Source organism: Acinetobacter kyonggiensis, assembly GCF_900107285.1.
Lineage (GTDB): Bacteria > Pseudomonadota > Gammaproteobacteria > Pseudomonadales > Moraxellaceae > Acinetobacter > Acinetobacter kyonggiensis.
The window spans coordinates 1-26,432 of sequence record NZ_FNPK01000030.1 but is presented as its reverse complement, the minus strand read 5'-3'; the positions used below and the strand labels follow the sequence as shown (position 1 = coordinate 26,432).

Annotated in this window: 22 protein-coding genes and 1 tRNA gene; 13 read left to right on the top strand and 10 right to left on the bottom strand. The window is 35.3% G+C overall.

Going from position 1 to position 26,432, the window contains the following annotated elements:
• From BLV99_RS15915 to pcaD, 3 genes are all read left to right on the top strand, one after another.
• Window positions 1-519, top strand: a 519-nt coding sequence (locus BLV99_RS15915; RefSeq protein WP_092692447.1) for a CoA-transferase, incomplete at its 5' end; no start/stop codon positions are given.
• 58 nt (window positions 520-577) lie between these two features.
• Window positions 578-1,780: a 3-oxoadipyl-CoA thiolase gene (gene pcaF / locus BLV99_RS15910; RefSeq protein ID WP_092692444.1), complete on the top strand. Its 1,203-nt coding sequence runs from the start codon at window positions 578-580 to the stop codon at window positions 1,778-1,780.
• A gap of 76 nt (window positions 1,781-1,856) precedes the next feature.
• A complete protein-coding gene (gene pcaD / locus BLV99_RS15905) occupies window positions 1,857-2,633 on the top strand; it encodes a 3-oxoadipate enol-lactonase (protein ID WP_086185807.1) in 777 nt (258 codons plus the stop codon).
• Between the two features lie 544 nt (window positions 2,634-3,177).
• On the opposite strand, the gene BLV99_RS15900 is transcribed toward pcaD, so the two are convergent.
• Window positions 3,178-4,347, bottom strand: a complete 1,170-nt coding sequence (locus BLV99_RS15900; RefSeq protein WP_092692441.1) for a thiolase family protein — start codon at window positions 4,345-4,347, stop codon at window positions 3,178-3,180.
• A gap of 481 nt (window positions 4,348-4,828) precedes the next feature.
• On the opposite strand from BLV99_RS15900, the gene BLV99_RS15895 reads away from it, so the two are divergent.
• A complete protein-coding gene (locus BLV99_RS15895; protein WP_004649124.1) occupies window positions 4,829-5,437 on the top strand; it encodes a TetR/AcrR family transcriptional regulator in 609 nt (202 codons plus the stop codon).
• A gap of 107 nt (window positions 5,438-5,544) precedes the next feature.
• Here the strand turns inward: BLV99_RS15895 and BLV99_RS15890 are convergent, their stop codons facing one another.
• Together BLV99_RS15890 and cysK are read right to left on the bottom strand one after the other, a co-directional pair.
• Window positions 5,545-6,480 carry a LysR family transcriptional regulator gene (locus tag BLV99_RS15890; protein WP_086185805.1) on the bottom strand — a complete coding sequence of 312 codons (936 nt, stop codon included), beginning with the start codon at window positions 6,478-6,480 and terminating at the stop codon, window positions 5,545-5,547.
• A 362-nt stretch (window positions 6,481-6,842) separates the two neighbouring features.
• Window positions 6,843-7,841 carry a cysteine synthase A gene (gene cysK / locus BLV99_RS15885; RefSeq protein WP_086185804.1) on the bottom strand — a complete coding sequence of 333 codons (999 nt, stop codon included), beginning with the start codon at window positions 7,839-7,841 and terminating at the stop codon, window positions 6,843-6,845.
• Window positions 7,842-8,070: 229 nt separating this feature from the next.
• Here cysK and BLV99_RS15880 point away from each other — a divergent pair.
• From BLV99_RS15880 to BLV99_RS15845, 8 genes are all read left to right on the top strand, one after another.
• Window positions 8,071-8,872 (top strand): IS5 family transposase gene (locus BLV99_RS15880; protein ID WP_092692438.1). Its coding sequence is split into 2 segments (ribosomal slippage): window positions 8,071-8,334 and window positions 8,336-8,872, totalling 801 coding nucleotides; the frame shifts between segments, so codons are not numbered across the junction.
• Window positions 8,873-8,982: 110 nt separating this feature from the next.
• Window positions 8,983-11,481 (top strand): glycerol-3-phosphate 1-O-acyltransferase PlsB, encoded by a 2,499-nt coding sequence (plsB, locus tag BLV99_RS15875; RefSeq protein ID WP_092692436.1) that lies wholly within the window; start codon window positions 8,983-8,985, stop codon window positions 11,479-11,481.
• Between the two features lie 190 nt (window positions 11,482-11,671).
• The gene (locus BLV99_RS15870; RefSeq protein WP_086185802.1) at window positions 11,672-11,989 is read left to right on the top strand and encodes an ArsR/SmtB family transcription factor; all 318 of its coding nucleotides are present in this window, start codon (window positions 11,672-11,674) and stop codon (window positions 11,987-11,989) included.
• 101 nt (window positions 11,990-12,090) lie between these two features.
• On the top strand, window positions 12,091-13,818 hold the full coding sequence (locus BLV99_RS15865; RefSeq protein ID WP_092692433.1) for a SulP family inorganic anion transporter: 1,728 nt from the start codon (window positions 12,091-12,093) through the stop codon (window positions 13,816-13,818).
• 366 nt (window positions 13,819-14,184) lie between these two features.
• Window positions 14,185-15,378, top strand: a complete 1,194-nt coding sequence (gene sstT / locus BLV99_RS15860) for a serine/threonine transporter SstT (protein ID WP_092692430.1) — start codon at window positions 14,185-14,187, stop codon at window positions 15,376-15,378.
• Window positions 15,379-15,410: 32 nt separating this feature from the next.
• Complete coding sequence (locus tag BLV99_RS15855) at window positions 15,411-16,085, top strand: YoaK family protein (protein ID WP_086166747.1); 675 nt, start codon at window positions 15,411-15,413, stop codon at window positions 16,083-16,085.
• A gap of 14 nt (window positions 16,086-16,099) precedes the next feature.
• Window positions 16,100-16,636 carry a DUF2058 domain-containing protein gene (locus BLV99_RS15850; protein ID WP_086185798.1) on the top strand — a complete coding sequence of 179 codons (537 nt, stop codon included), beginning with the start codon at window positions 16,100-16,102 and terminating at the stop codon, window positions 16,634-16,636.
• A gap of 208 nt (window positions 16,637-16,844) precedes the next feature.
• Window positions 16,845-18,116: a mechanosensitive ion channel family protein gene (locus tag BLV99_RS15845; RefSeq protein ID WP_092692427.1), complete on the top strand. Its 1,272-nt coding sequence runs from the start codon at window positions 16,845-16,847 to the stop codon at window positions 18,114-18,116.
• Window positions 18,117-18,307: 191 nt separating this feature from the next.
• Here BLV99_RS15845 and BLV99_RS15840 read toward each other — a convergent pair whose 3' ends face one another.
• The 5 genes from BLV99_RS15840 to BLV99_RS15820 all read right to left on the bottom strand — a co-directional run bounded on the left by BLV99_RS15840 (window position 18,308) and on the right by BLV99_RS15820 (window position 22,745).
• On the bottom strand, window positions 18,308-18,619 hold the full coding sequence (locus BLV99_RS15840; RefSeq protein WP_092692423.1) for a hypothetical protein: 312 nt from the start codon (window positions 18,617-18,619) through the stop codon (window positions 18,308-18,310).
• Between the two features lie 320 nt (window positions 18,620-18,939).
• Window positions 18,940-19,212: a hypothetical protein gene (locus BLV99_RS15835; protein WP_092692421.1), complete on the bottom strand. Its 273-nt coding sequence runs from the start codon at window positions 19,210-19,212 to the stop codon at window positions 18,940-18,942.
• 875 nt (window positions 19,213-20,087) lie between these two features.
• Complete coding sequence (locus tag BLV99_RS15830) at window positions 20,088-21,134, bottom strand: linear amide C-N hydrolase (RefSeq protein ID WP_092692417.1); 1,047 nt, start codon at window positions 21,132-21,134, stop codon at window positions 20,088-20,090.
• Between the two features lie 512 nt (window positions 21,135-21,646).
• Window positions 21,647-21,826: a hypothetical protein gene (locus BLV99_RS15825; protein ID WP_092692414.1), complete on the bottom strand. Its 180-nt coding sequence runs from the start codon at window positions 21,824-21,826 to the stop codon at window positions 21,647-21,649.
• 217 nt (window positions 21,827-22,043) lie between these two features.
• Window positions 22,044-22,745: a DUF1003 domain-containing protein gene (locus BLV99_RS15820; RefSeq protein WP_092692411.1), complete on the bottom strand. Its 702-nt coding sequence runs from the start codon at window positions 22,743-22,745 to the stop codon at window positions 22,044-22,046.
• 447 nt (window positions 22,746-23,192) lie between these two features.
• Between BLV99_RS15820 and BLV99_RS15815 the strand changes: the two genes are divergently transcribed.
• A complete protein-coding gene (locus BLV99_RS15815; RefSeq protein WP_092692450.1) occupies window positions 23,193-24,746 on the top strand; it encodes a sensor domain-containing diguanylate cyclase in 1,554 nt (517 codons plus the stop codon).
• A 363-nt stretch (window positions 24,747-25,109) separates the two neighbouring features.
• On the opposite strand, the gene BLV99_RS15810 is transcribed toward BLV99_RS15815, so the two are convergent.
• Together BLV99_RS15810 and BLV99_RS15800 are read right to left on the bottom strand one after the other, a co-directional pair.
• The gene (locus BLV99_RS15810) at window positions 25,110-25,382 is read right to left on the bottom strand and encodes a hypothetical protein (RefSeq protein ID WP_092692409.1); all 273 of its coding nucleotides are present in this window, start codon (window positions 25,380-25,382) and stop codon (window positions 25,110-25,112) included.
• Window positions 25,383-26,181: 799 nt separating this feature from the next.
• Window positions 26,182-26,258: transfer RNA gene (locus tag BLV99_RS15800), tRNA-Met, on the bottom strand.
• Window positions 26,259-26,432 lie beyond the last annotated feature (174 nt).

Sequence of the window (26,432 nt, the reverse complement as noted above, 5' to 3'; positions counted from 1 at the left end):
CATTCTGAAAATGGTTTGTTGGCCTTTGGCCCACCGCCTGCCAAAGGTGAAGAAGATCCTGAACTAATCAATGCGGGTAAAGAATTTGTCACCTTACTACAAGGTGGTTGTTACTTCCATCATGGAGATTCCTTCGCGATGATGCGTGGAGGTCACTTAGATATCGCTGTGCTTGGTGCATTCCAAGTGGCTGAAAATGGTGACTTAGCCAATTGGCATACGGGTGCACCAGATGCCATTCCTGCAGTGGGTGGTGCCATGGACTTAGCAGTGGGTGCGAAAAAAGTCTTTATCACCACAGATCATGTCACTAAAAAAGGCGAACCCAAGATTGTCGCTGAACTGGCTTATCCCGCCACCGGTTTAAAATGTGTCGATCGTATTTATACCGACCTGTGTGTGATTGATGTCACGGCTGAGGGTATGCAAGTGATTGAAAAAGTGGACGGTTTGTCTTTTGAAGAGTTGCAGGCGATGACGGGTGCAAAACTGATTGATGCAACTTCATTGGATAAATAAGCAAACCTCCCTTTAAAAAGGGAGGCGCTTTCTCTAAATAAATTTTGAGCTGATTAAAATGAAAAACGCCTATATCGTAGATGCTATTCGTACACCCTTTGGTCGCTATGCCGGTGGTCTCGCTGCTATCCGTGCCGATGATTTAGGTGCAGTTCCGATTAAAGCCTTGATGCAACGTAATCCATCGGTGAATTGGGAATTGGTGGATGACATTATTTATGGTTGTGCTAACCAAGCGGGTGAAGATAACCGTAATGTCGGTCGTATGTCTGCACTGCTTGCAGGTGTGCCGTATCAAGTGCCTGCCACCACAGTGAATCGCTTATGTGGTTCATCGATGGATGCGATTGCCATGGCAGCACGTGCCATTAAAACGGGTGAAGCAGATTTAATCATTGCTGGTGGTGTAGAAAGCATGAGCCGTGCGCCTTTGGTGATGGGTAAGTCTGAAACGGCTTTTGGTCGTGCGCAGAAACTTGAAGACACCACCATGGGTTGGCGTTTTATCAATCCCAAACTCAAAGAGCTGTATGGTGTCGAGACCATGCCACAAACCGCTGAGAATGTGGCAGCACAGTTCAATATTAATCGTGCCGATCAAGATCAGTTTGCGCTTAGCAGTCAACAACGCACCGCAGATGCGCAAGCGCGTGGTTTCTTTGAACAAGAAATTATTCCTGTATCCATTCCACAGCGTAAAGGCGAGCCTGTTGTCATCTCTCAAGATGAACATCCACGTGCCACCACACTAGAAGCCTTAACCAAGCTGAAACCTGTGGTGAAAGCTGACGGTACGGTGACGGCGGGCAATGCTTCGGGCATCAATGATGGTGCAGCCGCGCTGCTGATTGCATCGGATGAGGCGATTACACAGTACGGTTTAAAAGCACGTGCCAAAATTATTGCTGCAACGACTGTCGGTGTTGAACCGCGCATCATGGGCTTTGCACCTGCACCTGCGATTAAAAAACTCTTGGCGCAAACAGGTTTAACCCTTGAGCAGATGGACGTGATTGAACTGAATGAAGCCTTTGCCGCACAAGCTTTAGCAGTGACACGTGATTTAGGTATCAAAGATGGTTCGACACAGGTCAATCCGAATGGGGGTGCGATTGCTTTGGGTCATCCACTCGGTGCATCGGGAGCGCGTTTGGTCACCACAGCACTGAACCAACTTGAAGCCACAGGTGGAACATACGCTTTGTGTTCAATGTGTATTGGTGTCGGGCAAGGTATCGCGCTCATTATTCAACGGGTTTAACACATCATAACTATTTAAGATATTTCCCCTCCCTTTTTTAAAGGGTGAGAAGTATTGCTTCGCAAGGAGGGATTTTATGCCAACATTTATTTCAAATGATGCAACTATTAATTACGCCACGTTTGGTGATGCGAATAAACCTGCAATCATCTTTTCAAATTCGCTCGGTACTAATTATGGGATGTGGCAACAGCAATTTAATCATTTTAAAAATGATTACTTTGTGATTTGCTATGACACACGGGGTCATGGTGCATCTACTGCACCGCAAGGTCCTTATAGCATTGAACAATTGGGTCAAGATGTAGTGAATTTACTTGATCATTTAAATATTGAAAAAGCAACATTTTGTGGTATTTCTATGGGTGGCCTAACAGGTCAATGGCTTGCCATCCATCATCCACAACGTTTTAACCATGTGATTGTCTGTAACACTGCTGCAAAAATTGGTCAAGAAAATGCTTGGCAAGAACGTGCAGCATTGGTTCGTGAGCAAGGTCTAGCACCCATTGCATCCACAGCAGCATCACGTTGGTTTACCCTTCCCTTTATCCAAAGCCAAGCAACAATTGTGGAAACGCTGAGTAACGACCTCGCAGCTAGCAGCGCAGAAGGTTATGCAAATTGTTGTGAAGCTTTGGCTAAAGCGGACCTCCGTGAACAACTCAAAGACATCACTGTTCCAGTCTTGATTGTTGCAGGTATACAAGACCCTGTAACGACGCTTACAGATGGTCAATTTATGTTGGATCGTATTCCTCATGCCCAAATCTTTGAAATCAATGCCTCGCATATTTCAAATATTGAATGTCCAAATGAGTTTAATCAAGCAGTTCAGCGCTTTATTGCTTAACATAAAAATCAAATGCTTAAGCCTCACTTATTTGTAGTAAGACTTTTCACTTAAGAGTAATTCAATGATTACTCATTTAAAAATCTCCCCTAACCCCTCTTTGAAAAAGAGGGGAACTATCGAGAATTTAAAATAATTTTATATTCTTGAAACTCCCTCCTTTGAAAAAGGAGGGTTGGGGAGGATTTAAAAATGCTTCAGTGAACAGCATTGCACTTATTTGTGGGGCTTTTACATTATCACTATTCAAAAATCACATTGCTGAATATACAAAAGCATAAACAATCAGAACCCTCAGTATTCATTTAGCAGAAAAAGCCTGCAACCAATACACAATATTCTAAAACTTTTACCCCATTCAGGGCTGGACATTAAACTTAGAATAAGAGCAATGCCCTCTTTGGCTAAGCAAATAGGCTCTACATTATTTCCATTTAAAAAATCTCAAAATAAACATAATTTTGCCACCATTTCAGTATGCTAAAATGGTGGCATTTATTGCTTATCTAATATGTTGCTTATTTACGTTATGAATAGAAAATTTTTAAAGCAGTTCAACTGCAATTGCGGTTGCTTCACCACCGCCAATACATAATGCTGCAATACCTTTTTGACCACCAGTACGTTTTAATGCATGAATTAATGTCACAATAATACGCGAACCTGACGAACCCAATGGATGTCCTAGTGAGCAAGCGCCACCATTCACATTGACTTTGCTTGGATCTAAATTGAAGGCATCAATGGCTGCCATCGTCACCATTGCAAAAGCTTCATTAATTTCCCAAAGATCAACATCCGTCGCAGTCCAACCCGTCTGTTTCAAGACTTTCTCAATCGCACCCACTGGAGCAATAGTAAATTCAGAAGGATGTTGGGAGTTACTTGCATAAGCGACAACTTTCGCAATCGGTTCAAGACCGCGTTCAGCTGCAATATCACCTGAAGTTACAACCAGTGCAGATGCACCATCACTGATTGAACTGGCATTCGCAGCGGTAATCGTACCGTCTTTTTTGAAAGCTGGACGTAAAGTTGGAATTTTATCTGCTTTGGCATTAAGAGGTTGTTCATCTTGCTCAACAATGACATCACCCTTACGACCAGATACCGTTACAGGAACAATTTCGGCTTTGAAATAACCATTATGAATTGCAGTCACTGCTTTATTTAAAGAGCTGATCGCAAAACTATCTTGTTGTTCACGGGTATACCCTTTTTGATCTGCCATGTCTTGTGCAAGTACGCCCATAGAAAGACCTGTTTCAGCATCTTCTAAGCCTTCTTGGAACATATGATCTATGATTTTACCATGTCCCATACGGTAACCTGCACGTGCTTTTTCAAGTAAATATGGTGCATTACTCATAGATTCCATGCCCCCTGCAACTACAATTTGTGCAGAACCGGCTTTAATCGCATCAGCAGCTTGCATAACCGCTTTCATACCTGAACCACAAATTTTATTGATGGTGGTTGCACCAGTAGCATCGGGTAAACCTGCCTGACGCATGGCTTGACGTGCTGGACCTTGTTTTAAACCCGCAGGCAGAACACAGCCAAAAATCACTTCATCAATATCCGATGGCTGTAAGCCTGAACGCGCAACCACTTCTTTAATGGCAACAGCACCTAAGTCTGGTGCTGTACATGAAGATAGCGATCCTTGAAAACCACCCATTGCAGTACGAACAGCATTGACAATAACAATCATTTTTTCATCCTAATTTCTAAATTTTGTTGTTTAACATGAACCCTAAATTTGAAAGACATAACCCTATGTGTTCAAAATTGAGAATATATCCATTCGAATAATGCTTGAATAAAATATCTTTTCTATAAATGACATTGAATTGAATGATTCATCATCAAACCTCACCCGTTAAATAGCTAACTGGAAGACTGCCTGATCAGAATATTCGTCTCTTTGCATTTACTCAGTGAATCTATTTTTTAGTGTAAAAAGACAATAAAATAATTATTCCTTAATTGGAATTTTATTGATGATTATTGACCTCTAAAGTTCTCATTGATTGACTTTTAATTATGGCTATGCAGTTGATAGAACTTGTCAAAATGAAATATTGATTTAAAATATTAATTGCCATTCATACTCGACAATGGTGGAATACTTATTGCTATTTTATATAGTATATAGTCACCTCGCTTTTTAATGTCTTTTTGGGACAATTGCAATGAATACAGTACGCCAACAAAATTTTCTATTACGTAAAGAGAAAATTTTAGCCATGGCAGAAACGCTGTTGCTAGATAACAATCAAGATATTACGCTTGGAGAACTTGCCTCTGAACTTGATATCGCCAAGGGTACAATTTATAAGCATTTTAAAAGTAAAAATCAGCTTTATTTAGAACTGATTATTTTAAATGAAAGAAAATTATTAGAAATTTCAAAAAAATATAAAAACAATATTAAAACCTATGTTTCTCAATACATGCTTTACAACATGCTCAATTCTAACCGCACCATTTTATTACATGTCATTGAAGACCGCTTGACCAATAACGAAAAAAAATTAAAAGAATTATTTGAAGAGTTATATCAAGTACGAGAAGAACGGATTATTGAAATTAAAGACATGACGGATGAATATCTAAAATCTTTAGATAGCGCTATGTCTATTCGCGATTATTTATCTTATGTCTGGACAGTGACTTATGGTGCGTCTTTATTGCTCAATTCAACCCATTATCAAAAATCAATTGGTTCACGAGAACGCTTAATCAAACTCTATATTAATCAAGCGCTCATGACACCAGATAAAATATCTTCCGTGGGTTAAGCCTTGTTTCAATCGAAAAGTGATTGGCATAAATACCAATCACTTTTCCACCCCGATAATTTAAGTGATGTAAGTAATCGAACTCTAAACTCTATCTTATGGTTTGCTTATTGCTGAATAATGCCATAGTTTGAACCATCTAAATCATTCATTTGACTGAATAATTCATAACACATCTGGCGCAACCATTGATGGCTGGTTTTATGATGACACGACATATGCCAATATTGTTTTACGGCATAGGTTGGAAAGGTAATTGGGGCATCAAAAATTTGTAAATTACCACGTGACAATAAAACTTCGCTTAAATAATAAGGCACCGTAGCAATGGCATCTGTTTCCTGAACCACCAACCCGACCCCTAAATAGCTCGGTAGCCGCATTAAAATATTACGTTTTAATTCTAAATTTAACAGTTCATTTTCAATATGATAATGCCCAAATCCCGCATCAATATCGATATGTGACTCACTTAAATATTGTTCAATCGTCAAATTATTACTATTGAGTCGAGGGTGGTTTTTTGAAGCAATAACCACGTAATATTGTTCAAATAATTTTTGTTGATAAAAACCATTTTCCAGATTTGGCAAAAAGCCAATAGCTAAATCAATTTCACCATTAGCCATCTGATAACTGGTTTCAGAGGTAATACCGCGAACATTTAAACGAATATGTGAAGCGTGTTTTTTTAAATATTGGGAAATTTTAGGCAATAAAACCAAATGTGACACATCGGTCATGGCAATGGTAAATTTCTGCTGTGAAGTCGATTGGTCAAAATTAATGGTAAAATTATTAATAATCTCAACCTTACTCAGCGCCTCACTAACCAAAGGAAAAAGTTGTTTCGAAAGTTCGGTTGGAACCATCTCATTACCGATCCTTAAAAAAAGAGGATCGTTATAATGTTGTCTGATTTTATTCAGAATGTTACTTACTGTCGGTTGACTCATCGACAAATATTCAGCTGCAAGCGAAACACTTTTATATTTATAAATATACAAAAAAACACTGAGTAATTTACAGTCAAGCTCAAACACTAATCGAAATCCTACTATTTTCTATATTTAACGGTGATACATCATCGACTTTTTTAGACAAATTTCCAATGTCCATTTATTCCGAATATGCTGTGTCAGCGAAATTAAATGATGATTCATATTATAAATGAATAACGATAGACAAAAATAGACTTTTTGCATGCAACATTTTTCGATTGCTGGTCAACATTTATAAAGTCTAACTTAATAATTGAACATTTAGAGCATTGTGAATTTAGGAATCTAGTATGTGTATTACACATTTCTCAGCACTATAAAAATAATGATGCAATCGGTTTGACTTAAAGCTGAGTTTTTCAGATTTAAGTCAAACATTCGAACGATGAGCTAAAAACTACAGCTTATTCAGCAGAAATATCTTCAAATAATACCGAAGACAAATAGCGCTCACCGGCATCGGGGAAAATCACCACAATGGTTTTTCCAGCATTTTCAGGGCGTGCTGCCAATTCAGCCGCGGCTGCCATTGCCGCACCACTTGAAATACCCACCAAAATGCCTTCCTGCGTTGCTATTTTACGCGCCCATTCAATGGCTTTAGCACCCTCAATCGCAATCACTTCATCGACTAAATCTAAATCTAGATTTTTAGGAATAAAGTTCGCACCAATGCCTTGAATTTTATGTGGCCCAGGAGTCAATGCTTCACCACGTTTGGTTTGCCCAATAATTGGTGATTCAGCCGGTTCAACTGCAACTGAATAAAGCGGTTGATTTTTTACTTGCTCAAAATAGCGAGAAATACCTGTAATCGTACCGCCCGTACCTACGCCAGCAACTAAAATATCTACCTTACCACCTGTCGCTTCCCAAATTTCTGGGCCAGTTGTCTGCTCATGAATTTTAGGATTGGCAGGATTTTCAAATTGTTGCGGTAAATAATATAAATCAGGTTGTTCCGTGGCTAAACGAACAGCTTCATCAACGGCACCTTTCATGCCTTTTGCAGGTTCAGTCAGCACCAAGTTTGCACCAAAGGCTTTTAACACTTTACGACGTTCAATACTCATACTTGCAGGCATGGTTAAAGTAATCGCATAACCTTTTGCAGCAGCAACAAATGCAAGTGCAATCCCCGTATTGCCACTGGTTGGTTCTACAATATGCATACCCGATTTAAGTAACCCTTTTTCTTCAGCGTCTGCAATTAAAGCTGCACCAATACGGCATTTCACAGAAAAAGCAGGATTACGACTTTCAATTTTAGCCAATACTGTAGCAGGTGACGAAATTGAACGATTAATCCGAATTAATGGCGTGTTGCCAATCGCTTCAGCATTATTACTATAAACCGCAATACCTAAATTTTTTGGTGTTGGAAAAGCAGAATCTGTACTCATTTTAACTCCATTGAGCGATTTTTGATTTTAAAGTCATGGATTCATCATAAGCCATTTATACATTGAAGATAAGCTTTTCTAATTCAATTTTTATGCAACTTTACTGACTTATTTAAATCTAAAAATAAAAAAATTGTCGATCATCAGCGTTCAAATTTTCTTAGAACCTATCCAGTATTAATTTCATTCTTTTTTAGCAATTGAAAAAATAATTTGTTAAATTTCCCTCATGAGAAAACCATATCCCAGCGACATTAGTCGAGAAGCCTTTAAAGAAATTGAACCGTTACTATTGAGCGGAAGAAAACAAACACGTCCAAGAGTCGTTGATGTCTATGAAGTATTTTGCGCCTTGCTCTATATTCTAAAAAGTGGATGCCAATGGAGTATGCTTCCTCGATACTTCCCAGCTAAAAGCACTGTGCATTATTACTTCTCGATTTGGAATAAAAAGCCTTCAGAAACTGAACCTAGCATACTTGAGCAAGCTTTAAAAAAATGTGGTTGGCGAGGCCCGTATCAGCAATGGACGGAAAGAACAAACGAGCTTTATCATCATTGATTCACAAAGTGTAAAAAACACAGATACTGCACGTGATAAAGGCTATGACGCTGGTAAAAAAGTTTCAGGCATTAAAAGACATATTATTGTTGATACTCAAGGTCTCCCGCATGGAATATTGGTTACGACAGCAGATAAAACGGATCATCAAGGTGCACTAGATGCTGTGCGTTTAAATAAGCAGATCTTACAAAATGTAGAAGTTGTACTCCTTGATGGTGGTTATACAGGCGAACCCTTTTCTCTGGCTGTTAAGAATTTAATTAGAGCTCGAGTTGAAGTTGCTAAACGAAGTGAATTACATAGATTTGCAGTCATTCCTCAACGTTGGGTTGTTGAAAGATCATTTGCTTGGTTAGAAAAATGTAGAAGGCTCTGGAAAAACTGTGAAAGATACCTAAATACGAGCCTTCAGTTTATTAATTTAGCTTTTTTAAGGCTACTTTTGCATAGAAAATATTCTGGATAGGCTCTTACATAGTTACAACTTAAATGACTTATTTGTCATCAATAATATTTGTATTTATTCATGTTATTGCACACAATATCATTCAAATGAAAACTAATTTAGGGAATACGATGTCTAATAAGGGTTATAGCCGATTCTATCGCCAATTTACGCAAAAACTCCTAGATAAGATCGTCACTCCTCAAGTCTTAGGCAACACCACCGAATTAGAAAAAAATATAGAAAACCAATTCGATAAAAAATCAATCTGCTATGTGTTGCAAGATTCATCGCTCAGTAACACGGTATTAATCGACACCGAAGCCAAAGCACGAAAACTACCTTCTGTTTTTGCCCCTTTAATGATTCAAGAATTTCAAGAAGAAGATTCAATACTGGCATTGAACATGCCTAGCTCAAAAAGTGAGGCTTACCATTATTCGGCAAAATTGATTCGAATGATTGAAGTCTTAGAAAAATATCCTGAATACGATATTGAACTTGTGCCTGTGACTGTTTTATGGGGACGTTCACCTGAATATGAAGACTCTTGGTTTAAGGCTTTATTTTCTGATGCTTGGTCTACCCCATCCAAATTAAAACAAGCCTTGAATATTTCCTTATATGGTCGTGAAAACTACATTGAATTTCATAAACCAATTTCACTTAAAGCCGCAATTGAAAAAGCCAAAACTGAACGTCCGAACTTTTCTCCTGCGCATTCTATTGTCAAAGAACTCAATTCAAATTTTAATAAATACAAAGAAGCCATTTTAGGCCCCGACTTATCAGACCGTCGCAATCTCATTAATAAATTAATGAAAACTGAAACGGTTCAAGATGCAATTCGCAAAGAAAGTATTGACCTTAAAATTAGTATGTTTGAAGCAGAAAATCGTGCCAAAGGTTATTTAACTGAAGTGGTTTCTGATTTTTCCTATTCAACTTTACGTTTTGCTGAAATTGCGCTCACCAAGTTATGGACGCAGCTATATGATGGTATTGAAGTGCATAATTTCGATACCGTTCGAGAATTAGCCAAGGACTATGAGATTGTCTATACGCCTTGTCATCGCAGTCATATCGACTACTTACTGCTTTCTTATGTGATTTTCAATCGCGGCTTAATGGTTCCGCATATTGCAGCAGGTATTAACTTAAATCTACCTGTAGTCGGGCAAATTATGCGTGGTGCTGGCGCTTATTTTATTCGTCGAACCTTTAGTGGGAATGAATTATATACTTCTGTTTTTAAAGAATATTTACACAGTCTTTTATCACGAAACACACCGTTAGAATACTTTATTGAAGGTGGACGTTCACGTACGGGTCTACTTTTACCCCCCAAAAAAGGCATGCTGTCGATGACAGTACAAAGCCATTTACGTGGTGCAACCAAACCGATTGCTTTTATTCCAACCTATTTTGGCTATGAAAAGTTGATTGAAGGTACGTCTTACTTAAATGAATTGAATGGTAAACCAAAGGAAGCCGAATCGATTTGGGGCATTTTAAGTTCAGCCCGTAAAATTGAAAAAATCTTTGGTCAAGTCCATGTCAATTTTGGCGAACCCATTTTTCTCGATCAAGTTTTAACAGCCAATCATGCTGATCAGATTAAATTAAATATTCATGATGAATTGCCACAACCCGTCATTCAAACCGTAGACCAAGTGGCAAATTCAATTTTAGAAAACATTAATAAAGCTGTTGTGGTCAACCCGATTTCCTTAATCTCACTTATTTTATTAAATACAGAAAATCATGCTTTAAACGAAAATGATTTAATCTCGAAAATTGAACAGTATCGTTATTTACTTAATGACGTAAAATATGATCCAAGAATGATGATGACTGAGTTATCTACTGTTGAGATTATTCAATATGCCATCAAGTTAAAACAAGTTGAATCTGTTAGCCAAAATAATGAAAACTGGATTCGTGTTGCCGAAAGCCAAAGAATTTTACTCAGTTATTTTAGTAACAATATCCTGCATTGTTTTATTCTTCCAGCATTAGTTGCCATGCTGATTCAGTCTTATAAAAAAGTCTCATGTCATTATTTAATCGACACCATCAAAAATATGTATCCTTATTTTAAAGAAGAGTTCTTCTTAAAATGGAATCTAGATGAATTAGAAAATGAAATTGGTTCAATTATAAATAGTCTGGAACATTTAGGCTGGATTATTCTTCAAGATAATACTGTTTCAATGACATTAGATGAACACGTACAAAGTAAGCTTTTATCACTAGCACATTTATCAAGTGCTAGCCTGAATAATATGCTCATCATTTCAGCATTACTGCAACAATACGCTCCAGCTCAATCGTTGACGCTCAAAGAGCTAGAAAACATGAGCAAAGCTGTACTACAAAAACTCGCTCAAACGCAAAAAATTCAATCTGGTTATTATTTTGATAGTGCGACCTTAAAAAGCTTTATTTCAGTCCTTAAACAAAATAGCCTATTGAGTGTTAAAGAGGATTGTCTGGTAATTAGTGATGATTTTGAAGAAAAAATATCAGCTATTTTTAGTTGGTATGATTCTGAAATGCGTCAAGCAATAATTACAGCACTGCACTTTACTGAAAAAGAATTAAAAGGATTTAAACAATTCAATAAATAATCATCAGCTCATAATATTTTGCACCAGTATAAGGCATTTATCTTAAATTAAATGCCTTATTTTAATTGATATAAGAATATTTGATATTTATGTTCATTAAAAAGAATTGAAAATATGACTTTTTATTAATGTATTCAATTATTGAAGCATTATACTGCGTGTATTAGTGTCAAGTAACATGAGAAATTATATGAACACCGATCTTGAAATTGCTTCTATGCATGATTCTGTGGATATTGTCGTCACCATATTAAAATCATTAGCCAATACAGATCGTTTACTTATTTTATGTCACCTTGCCAAACAAGAGTTAAATGTCTCACAAATAGAAGAAATAACACAAATTAATCAGCCTACTTTATCTCAACAGTTGATGATGTTACGCAAAAGTGATGTTGTTTCGACTCGTCGTGATGGTAAACAAATCTTTTATTCCATTAAAGATGAAAAATTGGTGCAAGTATTAAATACGTTATATCAATTATATTGCCCTAAAAATCTAATTTAATCCGATAAATAGCATTAAATTAAAGAAAGAATTTTATTGGGTTAAGACTTCTTAGCATTTTTTGTGCATAATATATCTAAAATAGTGATTTAGCTTTAGATATGTCAGATTTAAATTCTCGCTTAATGACATTATTGCCTGCTTGGCAATGGCTTCGCAAATATAACCAAGCTAAATTTAAATCGGATCTTCTTTCTGCATTTATTGTCATTGCGATGCTGGTTCCACAAGGCATGGCGTATGCCATGCTGGCAGGTTTACCGCCTATAATGGGTTTGTATGCCAGTATCCTCCCCATGATTATTTATGCCATGGTTGGTGGCAGCCCTACACTTTCTATTGGGCCAGTGGCTATTATTTCCATGATGACCTTTGCGACTTTAAATCCATTATTTGAAGTCGGATCCCCAGTCTATATACAAGCGGCTTGTTTACTGGCTTTTATGGTTGGTGTAATTTCATTATTGTTAGGTCTGTTAAAATTTGGCTTTCTCATTCAATTGATTAGCCACCCTGTCATTAAGAGTTTTATTATTGCTTCGGCATTACTTATCGCTTTAGGACAATTCAAATTTCTGGTCGATGTACCATTAAAAGCCAACAATATTCCTGAATTTTTACTCAGTTTTTGGCAATACATCCGTTATAGCAATATCGAAACCTTCATTTTTGGCATGCTGTCTTTGTGCTTTCTCATCTACATGCCAAAAATATTAAGTTCACATGCCGTTCAGAGCAGAATAGGCTCTACCGCTTTTATTTCAAAAGCACTGCCTTTAATCCTTGTGGTGGCTTCAATTGCTGCGGTCTATTTTCTAAACTTAAAAGAAATTGGAATTAAAACCGTGGGGGAAATACCTTCAGGGTTCCCCCCCCTTAGCATGCCCTACTGGAATATGGATTTGGTCATCACCTTATTACCGGGTGCAGCCATGATTGCCATGATTAGCTTTGTCGAATCATTATCAATTGCTCAGGCGACAGCTTTACAACAACGAAGTGACTTAAATAGCAATCAAGAGTTGGTCGCTTTAGGTCTAGCCAATTTAAGTGCAGGTTTAAGCTCTGCATTTCCAGTCACAGGCAGTTTATCTCGAACGGTTGTTAATGCAGACTCTGGGGCTAAAACCCCAATGGCCGGTGTTTTTTCATCGCTTCTGATTGTGTTGGTCAGTCTTTATTTCACAGGTTTTTTTCGTGATTTGCCCTTAGCAATTCTGGCGGCCACTATTATTGTTTCCATTTGGAAATTAGTCGATTTCAAGCCCTTTATCGAAACGTGGCGTTATTCAAAAGCAGATGGAATTGCCATGTGGATTACCTTTTTCGGGGTGATCTGTATTGATATTTCTACAGGTTTAATGATCGGTATTGTCTCAACCTTTATACTTTTATTGTGGCGCATTAGTCGCCCACATATTGCGGTTATTGGACTAATTGAAGGTACACAACATTTTAGAAATATCCAACGTCATCATGTGCTGACTTCATCTAAATTACTTTCAATGCGAATTGATGAAAATCTAAACTTTTTAAATGCCCATATTTTTAAAGGTTTTTTAATTAATGCTGTCAGTCATAATATTGATTTAGAACATGTGGTGATTAATTGCTCAAGTATTAGTTCAATTGATCTAAGTGCTGTAGAAATGTTGGAGGACGTAAATGCTGAATTAAATAAATTGAATATTAAATTACATTTATCCGAAATTAAGGGGCCTGTAATGGATAAATTACAGCATTCCAAATTATTAAAGCATTTAAGTGGGAAAATTTATCTGACCCATTTCCAAGCAATGCAACAACTCTCACCCGATGTTTTTCAATAACAGAAACATTCTTCAATGATAAAACATGGTTAATGACTAAAAATTCAGCATATGAAAAAATTTGCTTTACGGAACAATGTTGCCTCATTCATCTTTCAAACAACACTCATTGCCCGCACATTTTTGAAGATAAAACCTATTTTACGGTTTATCAAAATGAATTTAATGTTGTTCATTTAACACATTTATCTTCTAAGATTTTTTGAAATTTGACTTAAAAAATCTTTAAAAATAGAAATATCAACTTTAAAAATAAACAGTTAGTTTTTATATAAAAATTAATTTTTAGCAGTTCCCCTTTTAGGTATAAAATGCTGTGCATATTTGTAAATTTTTTAGTCCTCATATGTCTAACAAGGCACCCTTATGTTTTATGCTTTAATGCGTTTGAGTTTAGTCTCCCGAATTATTATCGCCATTATTTTAGGTATTGGCGTTGCTGTTGTGTTCCCAAATGTTGCTCCATATTTAAGCTTATTGGGTGACTTGTTCATTAAAGCACTTAAATCTGTTGCGCCTATTTTGGTTTTTGTCCTTGTTTTATCCTCGATTGCTAATTTTAAAGTCGGACATGGCACTAACATCAAACCAATTATATTGATGTATGCTATTGGGATGCTTTTGGCGGCTTTTAGTTCAGTCATTGTCAGTATTGTATTTCCCAGCACATTGTTTCTGGACATCTCTACACAAGCCGATTTACAACCACCTGGTAGCTTAAGTGAAATTTTCAAAAATTTACTTTTAAGCTTTGTGGCGAATCCTGTTACTGCCATTAGTGAAGCCAACTTCATTGGTATTTTGGCATGGGCTGTTGCTTTAGGTGCTGCATTTCGTCATGCAAGTGACACCACCAAAGTGGTGTTGACTGATGCTGCAACGGCAGTCAACCATGTCATCCGTTTAGTAATTAATTTTGCTCCTGTGGGTATTTTTGGTCTGGTTGCTGTCACATTTGCTGAAGCAGGCTTAAGTACGCTTGAAAGCTATGCTCATTTATTGGCTGTGCTGATTGGGACAATGTTTTTTGTCGCATTGGTCATCAACCCAATTATGGTGGCATTTGTTACACGTAAAAACCCATACCCTTTAGTGTTTCAATGTCTACGTGAAAGTGGTATTACAGCCTTTTTTACCCGTAGTTCGGCTGCAAACATTCCAGTCAACTTGGATTTAGCCAAACGCTTAGGGGTCAATGAATCCACTGCAAATGTGGCTATTCCATTAGGTGCAACCATTAATATGGCAGGTGCAGCTGTTACCATCACCGTACTGACCTTAGCAACCGTCAACACTTTGGGAGTTGCGACTGATTTCACTACAATGTTGATTTTATCTGTGATCGCAACTGTTTCAGCATGTGGTGCATCGGGTGTTGCAGGTGGTTCTTTACTGCTTATTCCTGTGGCTTGTGGCTTATTTGGCATTAGTTCAGACATTGCTATGCAAGTGGTTGCCATTGGTATGGTGATTAGTGTGCTACAGGATTCAACCGAAACTGCATTAAATTCTTCTACAGATGTGCTTTTTACTGCTGCTGTTGACCGCGGTTTAGATTAAGATAGTCATTATTAAGTATTTTTTATGACGTTATGCCTTTTCAAACTTTACCACCTTGGGTGCAATTAGGTACTTTTTTTCTTGCAGTCAATGCAGGAATAATTAACGTCCTTGGATTGGTGACCGTATTACATCAATCCGTTTCACATATGACGGGTAATGTCAGCATGTTGGCGATGGCTTTGCTTCACTGGCAACCAGACACCATTATCTACTTAACCTGTGTTGTTTTATGTTATGTGATTGGTTCTTTTTATAGCGGATTTATTCTTGGAAATAGCCACTTTAGCTTAGGTCGCCGTTATGGTTTACCTTTAAGCTTAGTGGCTTTTTTTATTGTCCTCTGTTGGGCTTTCTTACCCTATTTCCCTCGTTATGCCTTACTTTGGGCATGTGTAGCAATGGGCGTACAAAATGCGATGGTCAGCCATTACAAAGGCACAATTATTCGCACCACCCATTTGTCTGGTGTTTTGACTGATTTAGGTTTAGCGTTAGGCTATCGCTTACGTGGCTTAGATGTAGATCGAAGACGGATTATTCTACATTTGGTCATTTTATTTGGATTTTTCTTGGGTGGCCTAGTTGCCAGCATGATTTATCCTTATTTAAAATTAAATTCATTCCTTATCCCTGCGTTGTTAAGTTGGATACTCAGCATCGTATATTGGGTTATTTATTTTCGTTATCGACGTATTCAAGAGTAGTTTCGGAATTTATTATGGTCAAAAATGCATTACAGGCTCAATTGCTAAAAGCGGGTTTAGTCGATAATAAAAAGGCTAAAAAACTGTCTAAACAGGCAGTTCATGAGCAACGTACTGGTCAAAGCGATGAAGCTGAATTAAAAGCAAAAATTGCACAAGATCAGCAAGAGAAACTTGAAAAAGACCAAGCCTTAGATTTAGAGAAAAAACGTCTATTGCAAGGTAAAGAGCTCAAAGCTGCCATTATCCAAATGATCAATCAGCATAAAATTCGTAATATAGATGGCGAAGTGTCATATCAATTTATTGATGAGAGTAAAGTCAAAAAGATTTATCTCAATCAACAAATTTATAATGCACTCGTTTCTGGTTCATTGGTGGTGGCTAAAGAAAGTGATGGCTATGCCATTTTACCAAAAGCCTTAGCAGATCGTATCAATGACAAAATGGAAGGCTTCATTATTGTCAATAATTCTGAAAACAATGAACAAACCACAGATGAAGAAGATCCATATGCTGCCTATGTTATTCCTGATGATTTAATGTGGTAAGTTCAACACATTAATCATTAAAAAGAGTGCAACTTATGTTCATATAAGCTGCACTCAAAACCACATTCAAAAAATTAGCTTAATTTTGATACTCATGTCGTTAATTCAGTTTGAGTTCATGTATATAAAACGTTACCTTTAGCTCCAATTAAAATATAACTATATAAACTATAAAGAATTTTTAAATAACGATGTTAAAGGTGTACTTTTGGAGCATTTTTCTTTTATACAGAATATTCAAGATTGGTCAAATCAATATCCATGGTTAGAAATGCTTAGCTCTTTAAGTCTTTTAATTGTACTGGCTGTCCTCGCCAATTTTATTGCCAAACAAGTGGTGGTTCGGGGTATTCGTAAACTTATTTCCAAAATGAAATTTGCGAATAATGAAGTTTTGTCCCAACACAGTGTAATCAGCCGCGTTGCCAATATTGTCCCTGCTATTGTGATTATGAATGGAATAGTAACTGTTCCATACCTTTCAGAAAAAATAATCACCTTTATTCAAATGGGTGCACAAGCATTTATTTTCCTCACGATTGCTTTGGCAATTAGTGAATTTTTAAGTATTTTTAATTTACTGTATCAACGTAATCCAAAATCCAGAAATAAACCTATTAAAGGCTATTTACAACTGGTGAAGCTGATTATTTTTATTGTCTGTGGCTTAATGATTTTAGGTACATTCCTTAAAAAAGATGTTTTTACCTTACTTGCAGGCTTTGGAGCAATGGCTGCGGTACTTATGCTCGTGTTCCAAAATACCATTTTGTCTTTAGTTGCATCGGTTCAAATTTCATCTTATGACATGGTTCGTATTGGCGATTGGATTGAAATGCCATCCTTAAATGCAGATGGTGATGTCATTGATATGTCATTACATACCATTACCGTACAAAACTTTGATAAAACATTGACCACTATTCCAACCAATAAATTAGTCACTGATACATTTAAAAATTGGCGTGGTATGGCACATGCAGGGGTTCGTCGTATCAAACGCTCTATTTTTATTGATCAAAGTAGTGTGCATTTCATGAGTCTTGAGGAGCAAAAAAAACTCAAAGCATTTTTATTGTTAGATCAATATTTAGATACGAAGCAAGATGAGCTTGAAAATTTCAATCAACAATTGTCTAACCAGTCTTTATACAATCAACGCCGTTTAACCAATTTAGGTACATTTCGAGCCTATGTCGAATTTTATCTTAAACAACATTCAGGTATTGCACAAAATCAATCATTGATCATTCGTCAATTGCAACCCACGAGTGAAGGTTTACCCCTTGAAATTTATGCTTTTACCAATACCATAGTCTGGAAGGATTATGAAGCCATACAATCCGATATCTTTGATCATTTAATTGCAATTATTCCAGAATTTGGATTGAAAATTTATCAAGCACCTTCTGGTTCCGACTTTAAACAGTTCACTGCGGTGTCAACGCCTGTCGTAAAACCCAATAATCTATTGGTTTAAAATGTTTTAATTCTTAAAAAAACGGTAAAACAATTGCTTATATTAAAATTGTTTTACCGTGAATAATGTAAAGATGGCATATTTTTATTGATTACAACGAAATTTCAAAATCGCCTATTCATTTTGTATTCAACTTCAGCTTGAGCAATAAAAAATGGTAATCAATTATGATTAATTAAAAATATAAATGACTACTTTTCTTCATTCATGCAAAGTTCAAAATAATGCTTACGAAAATCATCTACAATCTGCTGTTTACCCAGATCAGTATTCAGCAATAATTGATCATATGCATCCTCGACGATAAACTCATATACATCCTTGGAATCACCTTCAAACTCTAATGCTATTCTTTCTTGAGTTTCAATCGGCACGCCATCCTGTCTTTGCTGCATTACCGTTGCTGCAATATCCGCTATTTCATTACATATTTGAGCGTCATCACCTGAAGCCAATACCGCACTTGAAACAAATAAACAACTTAATAAAATTAATTTTTTCATAAATACATTCTATTTTTTTTTGTTCTTTATAGATTAGCAGATCAATCCCCATCTGAATCACATTCCCCTCAATTTAATTAGGGACTGTTGCCATTTTAGCCATGCATTATGTTATTCACTAAAAATATTAAATTAGCATTTGAAATACAGGTAATAGTGCCCTTCTTATCAAATTTCATAACAAATGTTTGCTAGGCTTTTGTGATAATCCTGCATGTGCTCCTTATCTTGATCGACTCAATCTAACCATGAATACGCTTCTATTTATCAATTTTGATCATTCAAAAACCACTCAAAGGTGGTTCATTTTAGACTGCTTTTTATTGCTGTAATTGATGACTCATCCAATGCAAAAATTCATTTTTTTGCAAAAAGCTTGGCGCTGCATGAGCCAGTATAGTTTGCTGTTTGCCATTAAATATGCCCTTATAATTATAAGGTTTTACTGCTTCAAATGTAGACTTATCGCTCTCATGTAGTTCACTCAAAAAAATCTTCAATTTCATAAATTGACTTTGAGAATCGATTGTTGGTTTTTCTACAATGAAATTGTAAATTTTTTCTAGTATAAATTTAGGATTATTTTGAAGCATTATTATGTTCCATACTTTGTAGTAAAGTCGCAATCATTTTAAAGTATATTTCATACCATGTATTATAAAATACCTTACATTGTTATATTAAAGTTAGATAAATATATTGAAAAATAAAATAGTTAAAACAATATTTTAAATTTAACAAAACAGAGTATGCATTAATTTTATTGCAAATACTTTTTATCATTACTCTTCAAAATTTACTGTCTTCTAAATACGGCATAACCACGACCTTTAAAGATCATTGGCTGGTCTTCCACCGTGTACCTTTTAAAATGATCAAGGTACAAGACATAACCTATAAAGAATGAAACCAAGCAATAATAAAAGACTTCATACACACCACCTATTAGAAAAAGACTTTATCTATATCAGAATAAAATACTGTTCTATATGCCTTCACATTAGCTCATCAGATTTTATTTTTTCACACTTACGACATTCGACTTGTAAAAAAATATCTGACTCATAGTCGTATTCATAAATACTGAACAATCGCTTTAAAAACGTAAACATTTGCTTCTCCTTCACCGATGGTTAGAGATACAAATTATTTAGTTTCTTTTTCTAAAATTTCAACACCTTCAAAAAAAATCAAATATCACTTTAATTCTCTTAAGTGTGCTCACCATGTGTTTCAATACACTCTTATTCCGTGTCAGCGATAATTTTCTAAATTTGTTCTTTATTCTGCGTTGTTAATGAAACTTGATTAAATAAAATATAAAACAATAACTTAAGATAAGATATTTTCATTAAAAGTAAAAAATGACATATTTTTTTGATGGCAAAATAAATTTTAAATCATTTAAAAACCCATCCAAAGATGGGTTTACATGTATATCAGATAAGCTCAATCATTTTATTTTGCCTTATTTAATGCCGAGAAACTCGAAGGGTTGAGTGACCTTAAATGATGAATTGGTTTTCCCTGCATAGGTTTTTGCCTGATCTCGACCTAATTCAAGTTTTTTAGTCTGCCCATCATTAAAATTAATATCTTTTAAATCTACCCAAAACACATTTGGCGACACCGCAGACTCAAAGAAATACAATCCTCTCTTATGGTCTACAACAGTACGCCAGCGCGTAGAGGAAATGTTTGGCTCTTCTTCTGTATTTAAACCAAATGGCACTGAAGCATTACGGATCACGCTAAATACACTTGCCAAAGAATGTTCTGGTGTTGCATTTTTTGGAATAGCATTAATATAAAATGAAGCTCTTGCAAACCGATCTGCAGCACGGTTCGTCCCAGGCAACATGGTTGTACCGCCAATCTGTTTCCAATAGCTATTTAACGCGAGTTGCTGTTCAAATATAGGAGAATTGGTCATCACCTGATAAGCACGATTATGATGAATTACCTGCTTTCCATTAATATATTCAATAATTGCGCTATCACCTGTTGCATCTGAAATAGACAAATGCAATGTAGCAAGACGCTCCTCACCAGGCACCGCATCTGTCACCACTAGAAATGGCTCTTTTTCTAATGCTGCAATTGCTTCATTCACTGTTGCAAAATTATCTAAGACGTATTGCGCCCATAGTGAAATACTTAACTGTGGCTTAGTATTATTTTTAATATCAGGATATTCAGACTCAACTAACCAAAGTAAATTTGCATTCAAGCCTTTTTCATTTACGCCATCCGTGGTGGAAATATCGTAACCTGAGGCAATAACACTGCCATATTTAGAAGTCCATTTAATCGACTTAGGCCCCGCCATGCCGTTGCGCTTCACCTTATTTGGTAAAATCCATAAATTTGTACCAATATCACTCTTCCAGTCCATAGAGCGCGCTGTCATTACATCATTATCACCGAGATAAACCACACGAGTACATGCCATGCTTAACTCTCCAACGATTAAAAGACCCGCAGCAAATAATACTTTTTTTAACATTTTAGTCATTATGTTATCCTTTTTTAAATAGGCAAATTTAGTCCAACGACAGAGCTATGTTGGCGAATAGCCCTGTTAAAATTATTAGAAGGGATAACATGTATATTTTATAAAGTTCATAAATACTCTCTCTTTATTATCATTAATTTTCTATCATACATTTTTTGATTAATAAATAATCAAAAATATCATTTATCATCTATTCTGTTCTTTTAAAAAATATGATAAACCACCCTTTCAAAGGGTCTTTCATGATTTAAGCAAGGTCTACCTTTGATGTGACAATTTTTTCAGTTCAAAGATAGCTTTATAGTCATATTTATAGACAGCTTTTAATGAGAAGAAATGGCTAATTTAATCTAGATAGATCTATATTTGTGCAAAAATTACTCAATTTTCTAACTATTTGTAAGTATTTTTCATATCGGGACGATTACATCACAGCAAATTTTACTTAATCGTGCAGCAACAACTCAGTACTCAAATGTTTCTGCCAGTCTTGGTATTCTTTTAGCCCAAGATTAATCTTTGAAAGGATTTGTCAGGTTGTTTTTAAACATCATAAATACCAGCACTGCGCTTATAAATAGTAAAATTCCAACCATTACAAATAAAGGATCACTTCTCATTAAACCTAAAGCAATCGCTATAACAGCAAAAATAGATAAAATAGCGACCAGTCCCATTCCTAAAATAAGCATAAAAATTCCGAAATATTATGTAATTATGGTTTATATTTTTGGTTATAAAAATTTCAAATTGATGTCATTTTTATTAAATAACGGTTTGATTATGTAACAGTCCTCACTTAGATGGCTTTTGGTATAAAAACGAAATAAGCTTGTACTTTTTAATCATTAACTAAAAGTTAAATTAATCCAATTTTCTTAGATCTTCAATAAAAATATACATAAATTTTTAATATTTTTTGCTCATTTCAGATAATAAGTCCAGTTGAATTTCTTGTATTTGCGCAAGTCTATCCCACTGATGCATTAAAAGATGATCTAGTTTTTCATGTAAATGCTGGATTTCAAGCTCGGCTTTTAAGTTAATTTGATAATCATTCTGTGAACGCAATCTGTCTTTTGCTTCTTGTCTATTCTGGCTCATCATAATAACGGGGGCTTGAATGGCTGCTATACAAGACAGTATTAAGTTTAATAGGATAAAAGGATAAGGATCGGCAGGATGAACCACTACAACGACCGTATTCACGGTAATCCATATGACCAAGAATATGGCGAAACAAATCAAAAATGCCCAACTTCCGCCAAAAGTCGCTATTTTATCTGCAAGCCGTTCTCCTAAAGTCCAATGTTGATCTAGTTTATTCTCAACATTTTTTGTGATGAGTTCATGCTGCTGCATACTTTTAATCACTTCATATTCAAGATCAGTGACTTCGCCTTTTTCTGATTTTAATAATGAATGCACATACTGAATTCGATACTTGGTTAAATCGGCTTGGCATATATAGTCTTGGGGCGACCACTCTGGAAAATTATGTGAAATTTCTTCTGTAATCACTTTTCGTATCATCCCCATCGGGATAAGGCTTTTAATTGGAAAAGTCTTTCCACAGACTAAACATTCACGACATTCATTTTTTACATTCATGACCGCCCTCTTTTATAATCATTGTTGAATTAATGGATAAATATACCCAAGTACATTTTACTCATATTCAAATTTTTTGATTGTCTATATTGTTAATTTTTTCAACTGTAGATAGCGCCAGTAAAATGATCAAAAACAATCATCTCCAATAGCACATCAATACCTAAGATTGAATTTTTGACCTACCCAGTGCGCTATCAAAATGTTTTTTCCAACGTCCTTGTTCAAACAAAACTCATACGGTAAAACCGGAAAAATGTAGCTAATTCCAATTTAAAATTGAATCAATCTAATTAGATACGAGAGTTTATAGCAATTAATCTGATTAAATATCTAAAATTTAAATCATAAAAAATAAACTATTCTTTTGATTTATGATGTAAAACAACATATTATTAAAGGGGAAAATAATAATCAAATTAATATATTGTTATGTTATTTAAGTACATGATTTATCCGCTAAAGCTCAATCTTAGAAAGTTAATTTTATTATTATCAGTTTTTAGTGTTTCAAGCTTGTTTATTGTTTCAGTTGTTGTAAGTTACTATATACAAAAACAACAACTTATCAGTAATTCTCTGTCAGTTAATCTTGAATATGCCTCAAAAATTGCAATAGGCACTGACAACCATTTTCAAACGATATTAAAAGAATTAGCATATAGTGCTTATGTCCTCGGTAATAGCTTTGAAAACAATCAAATCACTCATTCCGAGGTTGAACGGCTAAAAAATCAGTCTGATTACTTTAATAGCATTGTCATCGTCAATTCTAAAGGTGATTTTATAGACTATGCCCCTTCTCAACTTCATTTGAAAAAAGATGCAGCCAATACAACCTTAGGGCTACAAGAATCTTTAAAGGCAAAAAAGACTTATATTTCAGCTCCATATTACTCTATTCGAAAAAACTTAATTATTTTTATTTCTCAACCCATCTTTAATAATAAAAAAGAATTTATTGGCTTTATTGGAGGTGCTATTTATCTGAAAGATAAAAATATTATTAGTGACCTACTTACAATAAAATATGGCTACAAAAATAGCTATATGTACGTTTTTGATAAATCTAATAAAATAGTTTTTCATCCTGATGCTCGTAAAATTGGTAAACAAATTTTAAATAACTCAGGCTTAGCCTATATGAGAGAGAAAAAATCAGGAAGTATTGAACTAATCAATTCTGACGGGATTAAAAATCTAGCAGGCTTTGCCCATATTCCGACAACAGACTGGATTATTGTCTCTCAACAACCGACCAAAGAACTACTTCAACAAGCAACAACCACCATTTATAAAGTTGCACTTGTTATGCTTATTTTTTATGCCTTTATCTTTTTCATTGTATGGCAAGTTTCTTTACTTATTTCCTCCCCCTTGAATCGCTTAGCCAAAATGGCTAGCCGACTTAATCAGCCCAATATTGATTTAAATATTGCTAAAATTGAACCGTGGTACTTTGAAGTAAGAAGATTCAAGATTTCTTTATTAATGAGTGTACGTAATTTCTCTGAAAAAATATCAGAACTAAACAATCGGGTTAATACTGACCCACTCACTGGTTTCTATAATCGACGAGGAATGGACTTATTCGTTGATAGTTTTATAAAGACTGAAACTAAATTTTCAGTTATTTATATAGACATCGATTTCTTTAAAAGAATTAATGATACATATGGTCATGATCAAGGTGATGTAGTACTAAACCAGATTGCGAGTTACATTCGTGAAAACTTTAGAAGTAATGATATTTGCTGTCGTATTGGAGGCGAGGAATTTATAATCCTTACGCCAACAACGAATATTGAAATTGGATACACCATTGCTGAAAGACTGAGAAAACGACTAGAATCTACCATGATTGGTTCAATAGGCCCTGTCACAGTCTCTATCGGAATAGCTCATTGGCCGAATGACTCTTTTGATGTTCAAGCGGTATTTAAAAAAGCCGATAATAACCTATATAAAGCCAAAGCCGCTGGCCGAAATTGTATTCGGTAATAATTCCTTATTTTTGACATTCTGCCCGACCTAAAGCATGCAACTTTATGCTGCTCTGAATGAATAGGTGCACACGATGTATTATTAGATGCTTGCGCCAAAGCATTTAATTTCGGCTGAGATGGTATATTTTAAGTTTATAATTTTCTTTCAATGCCCATTTAGGCATCATCATATTTATTAAAGATTAATTTTCTGTTTCTCACTTTCGAGTTGAATCATGACACAAGCACCCTATTTTTACATAGCGTAATTATTAAATATTCTTTATTAAAATTTATCATTAATTTTCAATATTATAAAATAATCAATGAAATATTAACATCAAAAAACCACCCTCGAGTGGTTCATTTTAGACTGCTTTTATTGCTCTAATTGATTACTCATCCAATGCAAAAATTCATTTTTTTGCAGAAAGCTTGGCGCTGCATGAGCCAGTATAGTTTGCTGTTTGCCATTAAATACACCCTTATAATTATAAGGTTTTACCGCTTCAAATGTAGACTTATCGCTCTCATGTAGTTCGCTCAAAAAAGTCTTCAATTGCATAAATTGACTTTGAGAATCTATGGTTGGTTTTTCTACAATGAAATTGTAAATTTGTTCTAATATAAATTTAGGATTATTTTGAGGCATTATTATGTTCCATACTTTGTGGTAAAGTCGCAATAATTTTAATGTATATTCTACAGAGTGCATTGTCATATTATTACATTTTCATATTCTAGTAATATGAATATTTTAATAAAAAAATAAACTGTCTTAAGTTTAACTAAACAAAAATATAATTAAACGAATTTGAAATATCTATAATCCATTTTCTTTTGCTCAATCACATCAAAATTATTGTATGTATAATTTCACAAAACAACATTTTAATATTATTTGGCTTAAATTTAATTGGGTATTCAGCTGGGTTGATAATATAATTTATACAATTTTCGCGATAATTTTTATTGTCAATTATCCTATGTTCACCACCAAACAAAAAGCAAAACCCCATCAACATCCAGAATGTGGCGGGGTTTGATGTGCCGTAATATGCTTAACAGTTTGCAGTATTAATTATCTTTACCACATTTTCGGCATTCACGTGACCATCATCAAGATCGAAACCATATTCATAAGCATAAATGCAAAAAAAAGCCCACACATGGAAGTGCGGGCTAAAACTAAAAATACCTTAAAGGTATTAGAAACCACAGCTAGTTTCTGCTGGCCATTTTCCACACTAATCGAGTCAGTTACAGTGGCGAAAAATAACAATAATTAAAAATAATGCTAAACAAATCACATTATTAACTGTGATGCATTTCTACGTAGAAACAAATAAGAAGTCCATCAATGCAAGTTAGAATATCAATAAAAATATAAGCATAAAAAAACCCTAATATGCATGAAGCAAATTAGGGCATAAACTTTAAATCTTTTTCGTTGGTAGCGGGAGCTGGATTTGAACCAACGACCTTCGGGTTATGAGCCCGACGAGCTACCAGACTGCTCCATCCCGCATCAACGAAGTGACTTTATACGCCTTAATACTCAAGAATACAAACATTATTCAATATAAATATGATATTGATCAATATTCGCTAGGGCGTGTCATCAATTAAGCCAAATTATTGTTGAAGCAAGATAGATTGCTGACAGGAAGTTTTGAGCCAATTTGTCATAGCGTGTGGCAAT

Coding starts and splice junctions, on each gene's coding strand:
- pcaF (WP_092692444.1), top strand. CDS start 578: ATGAAAAACGCCTATATCGTAGATGCTATTCGTACACCCTTTGGTCGC.
- pcaD (WP_086185807.1), top strand. CDS start 1,857: ATGCCAACATTTATTTCAAATGATGCAACTATTAATTACGCCACGTTT.
- BLV99_RS15900 (WP_092692441.1), bottom strand. CDS start 4,347: ATGATTGTTATTGTCAATGCTGTTCGTACTGCAATGGGTGGTTTTCAA.
- BLV99_RS15895 (WP_004649124.1), top strand. CDS start 4,829: ATGAATACAGTACGCCAACAAAATTTTCTATTACGTAAAGAGAAAATT.
- cysK (WP_086185804.1), bottom strand. CDS start 7,841: ATGAGTACAGATTCTGCTTTTCCAACACCAAAAAATTTAGGTATTGCG.
- plsB (WP_092692436.1), top strand. CDS start 8,983: ATGTCTAATAAGGGTTATAGCCGATTCTATCGCCAATTTACGCAAAAA.
- BLV99_RS15870 (WP_086185802.1), top strand. CDS start 11,672: ATGAACACCGATCTTGAAATTGCTTCTATGCATGATTCTGTGGATATT.
- BLV99_RS15865 (WP_092692433.1), top strand. CDS start 12,091: ATGTCAGATTTAAATTCTCGCTTAATGACATTATTGCCTGCTTGGCAA.
- sstT (WP_092692430.1), top strand. CDS start 14,185: ATGTTTTATGCTTTAATGCGTTTGAGTTTAGTCTCCCGAATTATTATC.
- BLV99_RS15855 (WP_086166747.1), top strand. CDS start 15,411: ATGCCTTTTCAAACTTTACCACCTTGGGTGCAATTAGGTACTTTTTTT.
- BLV99_RS15850 (WP_086185798.1), top strand. CDS start 16,100: ATGGTCAAAAATGCATTACAGGCTCAATTGCTAAAAGCGGGTTTAGTC.
- BLV99_RS15840 (WP_092692423.1), bottom strand. CDS start 18,619: ATGAAAAAATTAATTTTATTAAGTTGTTTATTTGTTTCAAGTGCGGTA.
- BLV99_RS15835 (WP_092692421.1), bottom strand. CDS start 19,212: ATGCTTCAAAATAATCCTAAATTTATACTAGAAAAAATTTACAATTTC.
- BLV99_RS15830 (WP_092692417.1), bottom strand. CDS start 21,134: ATGACTAAAATGTTAAAAAAAGTATTATTTGCTGCGGGTCTTTTAATC.
- BLV99_RS15825 (WP_092692414.1), bottom strand. CDS start 21,826: ATGCTTATTTTAGGAATGGGACTGGTCGCTATTTTATCTATTTTTGCT.
- BLV99_RS15820 (WP_092692411.1), bottom strand. CDS start 22,745: ATGAATGTAAAAAATGAATGTCGTGAATGTTTAGTCTGTGGAAAGACT.
- BLV99_RS15815 (WP_092692450.1), top strand. CDS start 23,193: ATGATTTATCCGCTAAAGCTCAATCTTAGAAAGTTAATTTTATTATTA.
- BLV99_RS15810 (WP_092692409.1), bottom strand. CDS start 25,382: ATGCCTCAAAATAATCCTAAATTTATATTAGAACAAATTTACAATTTC.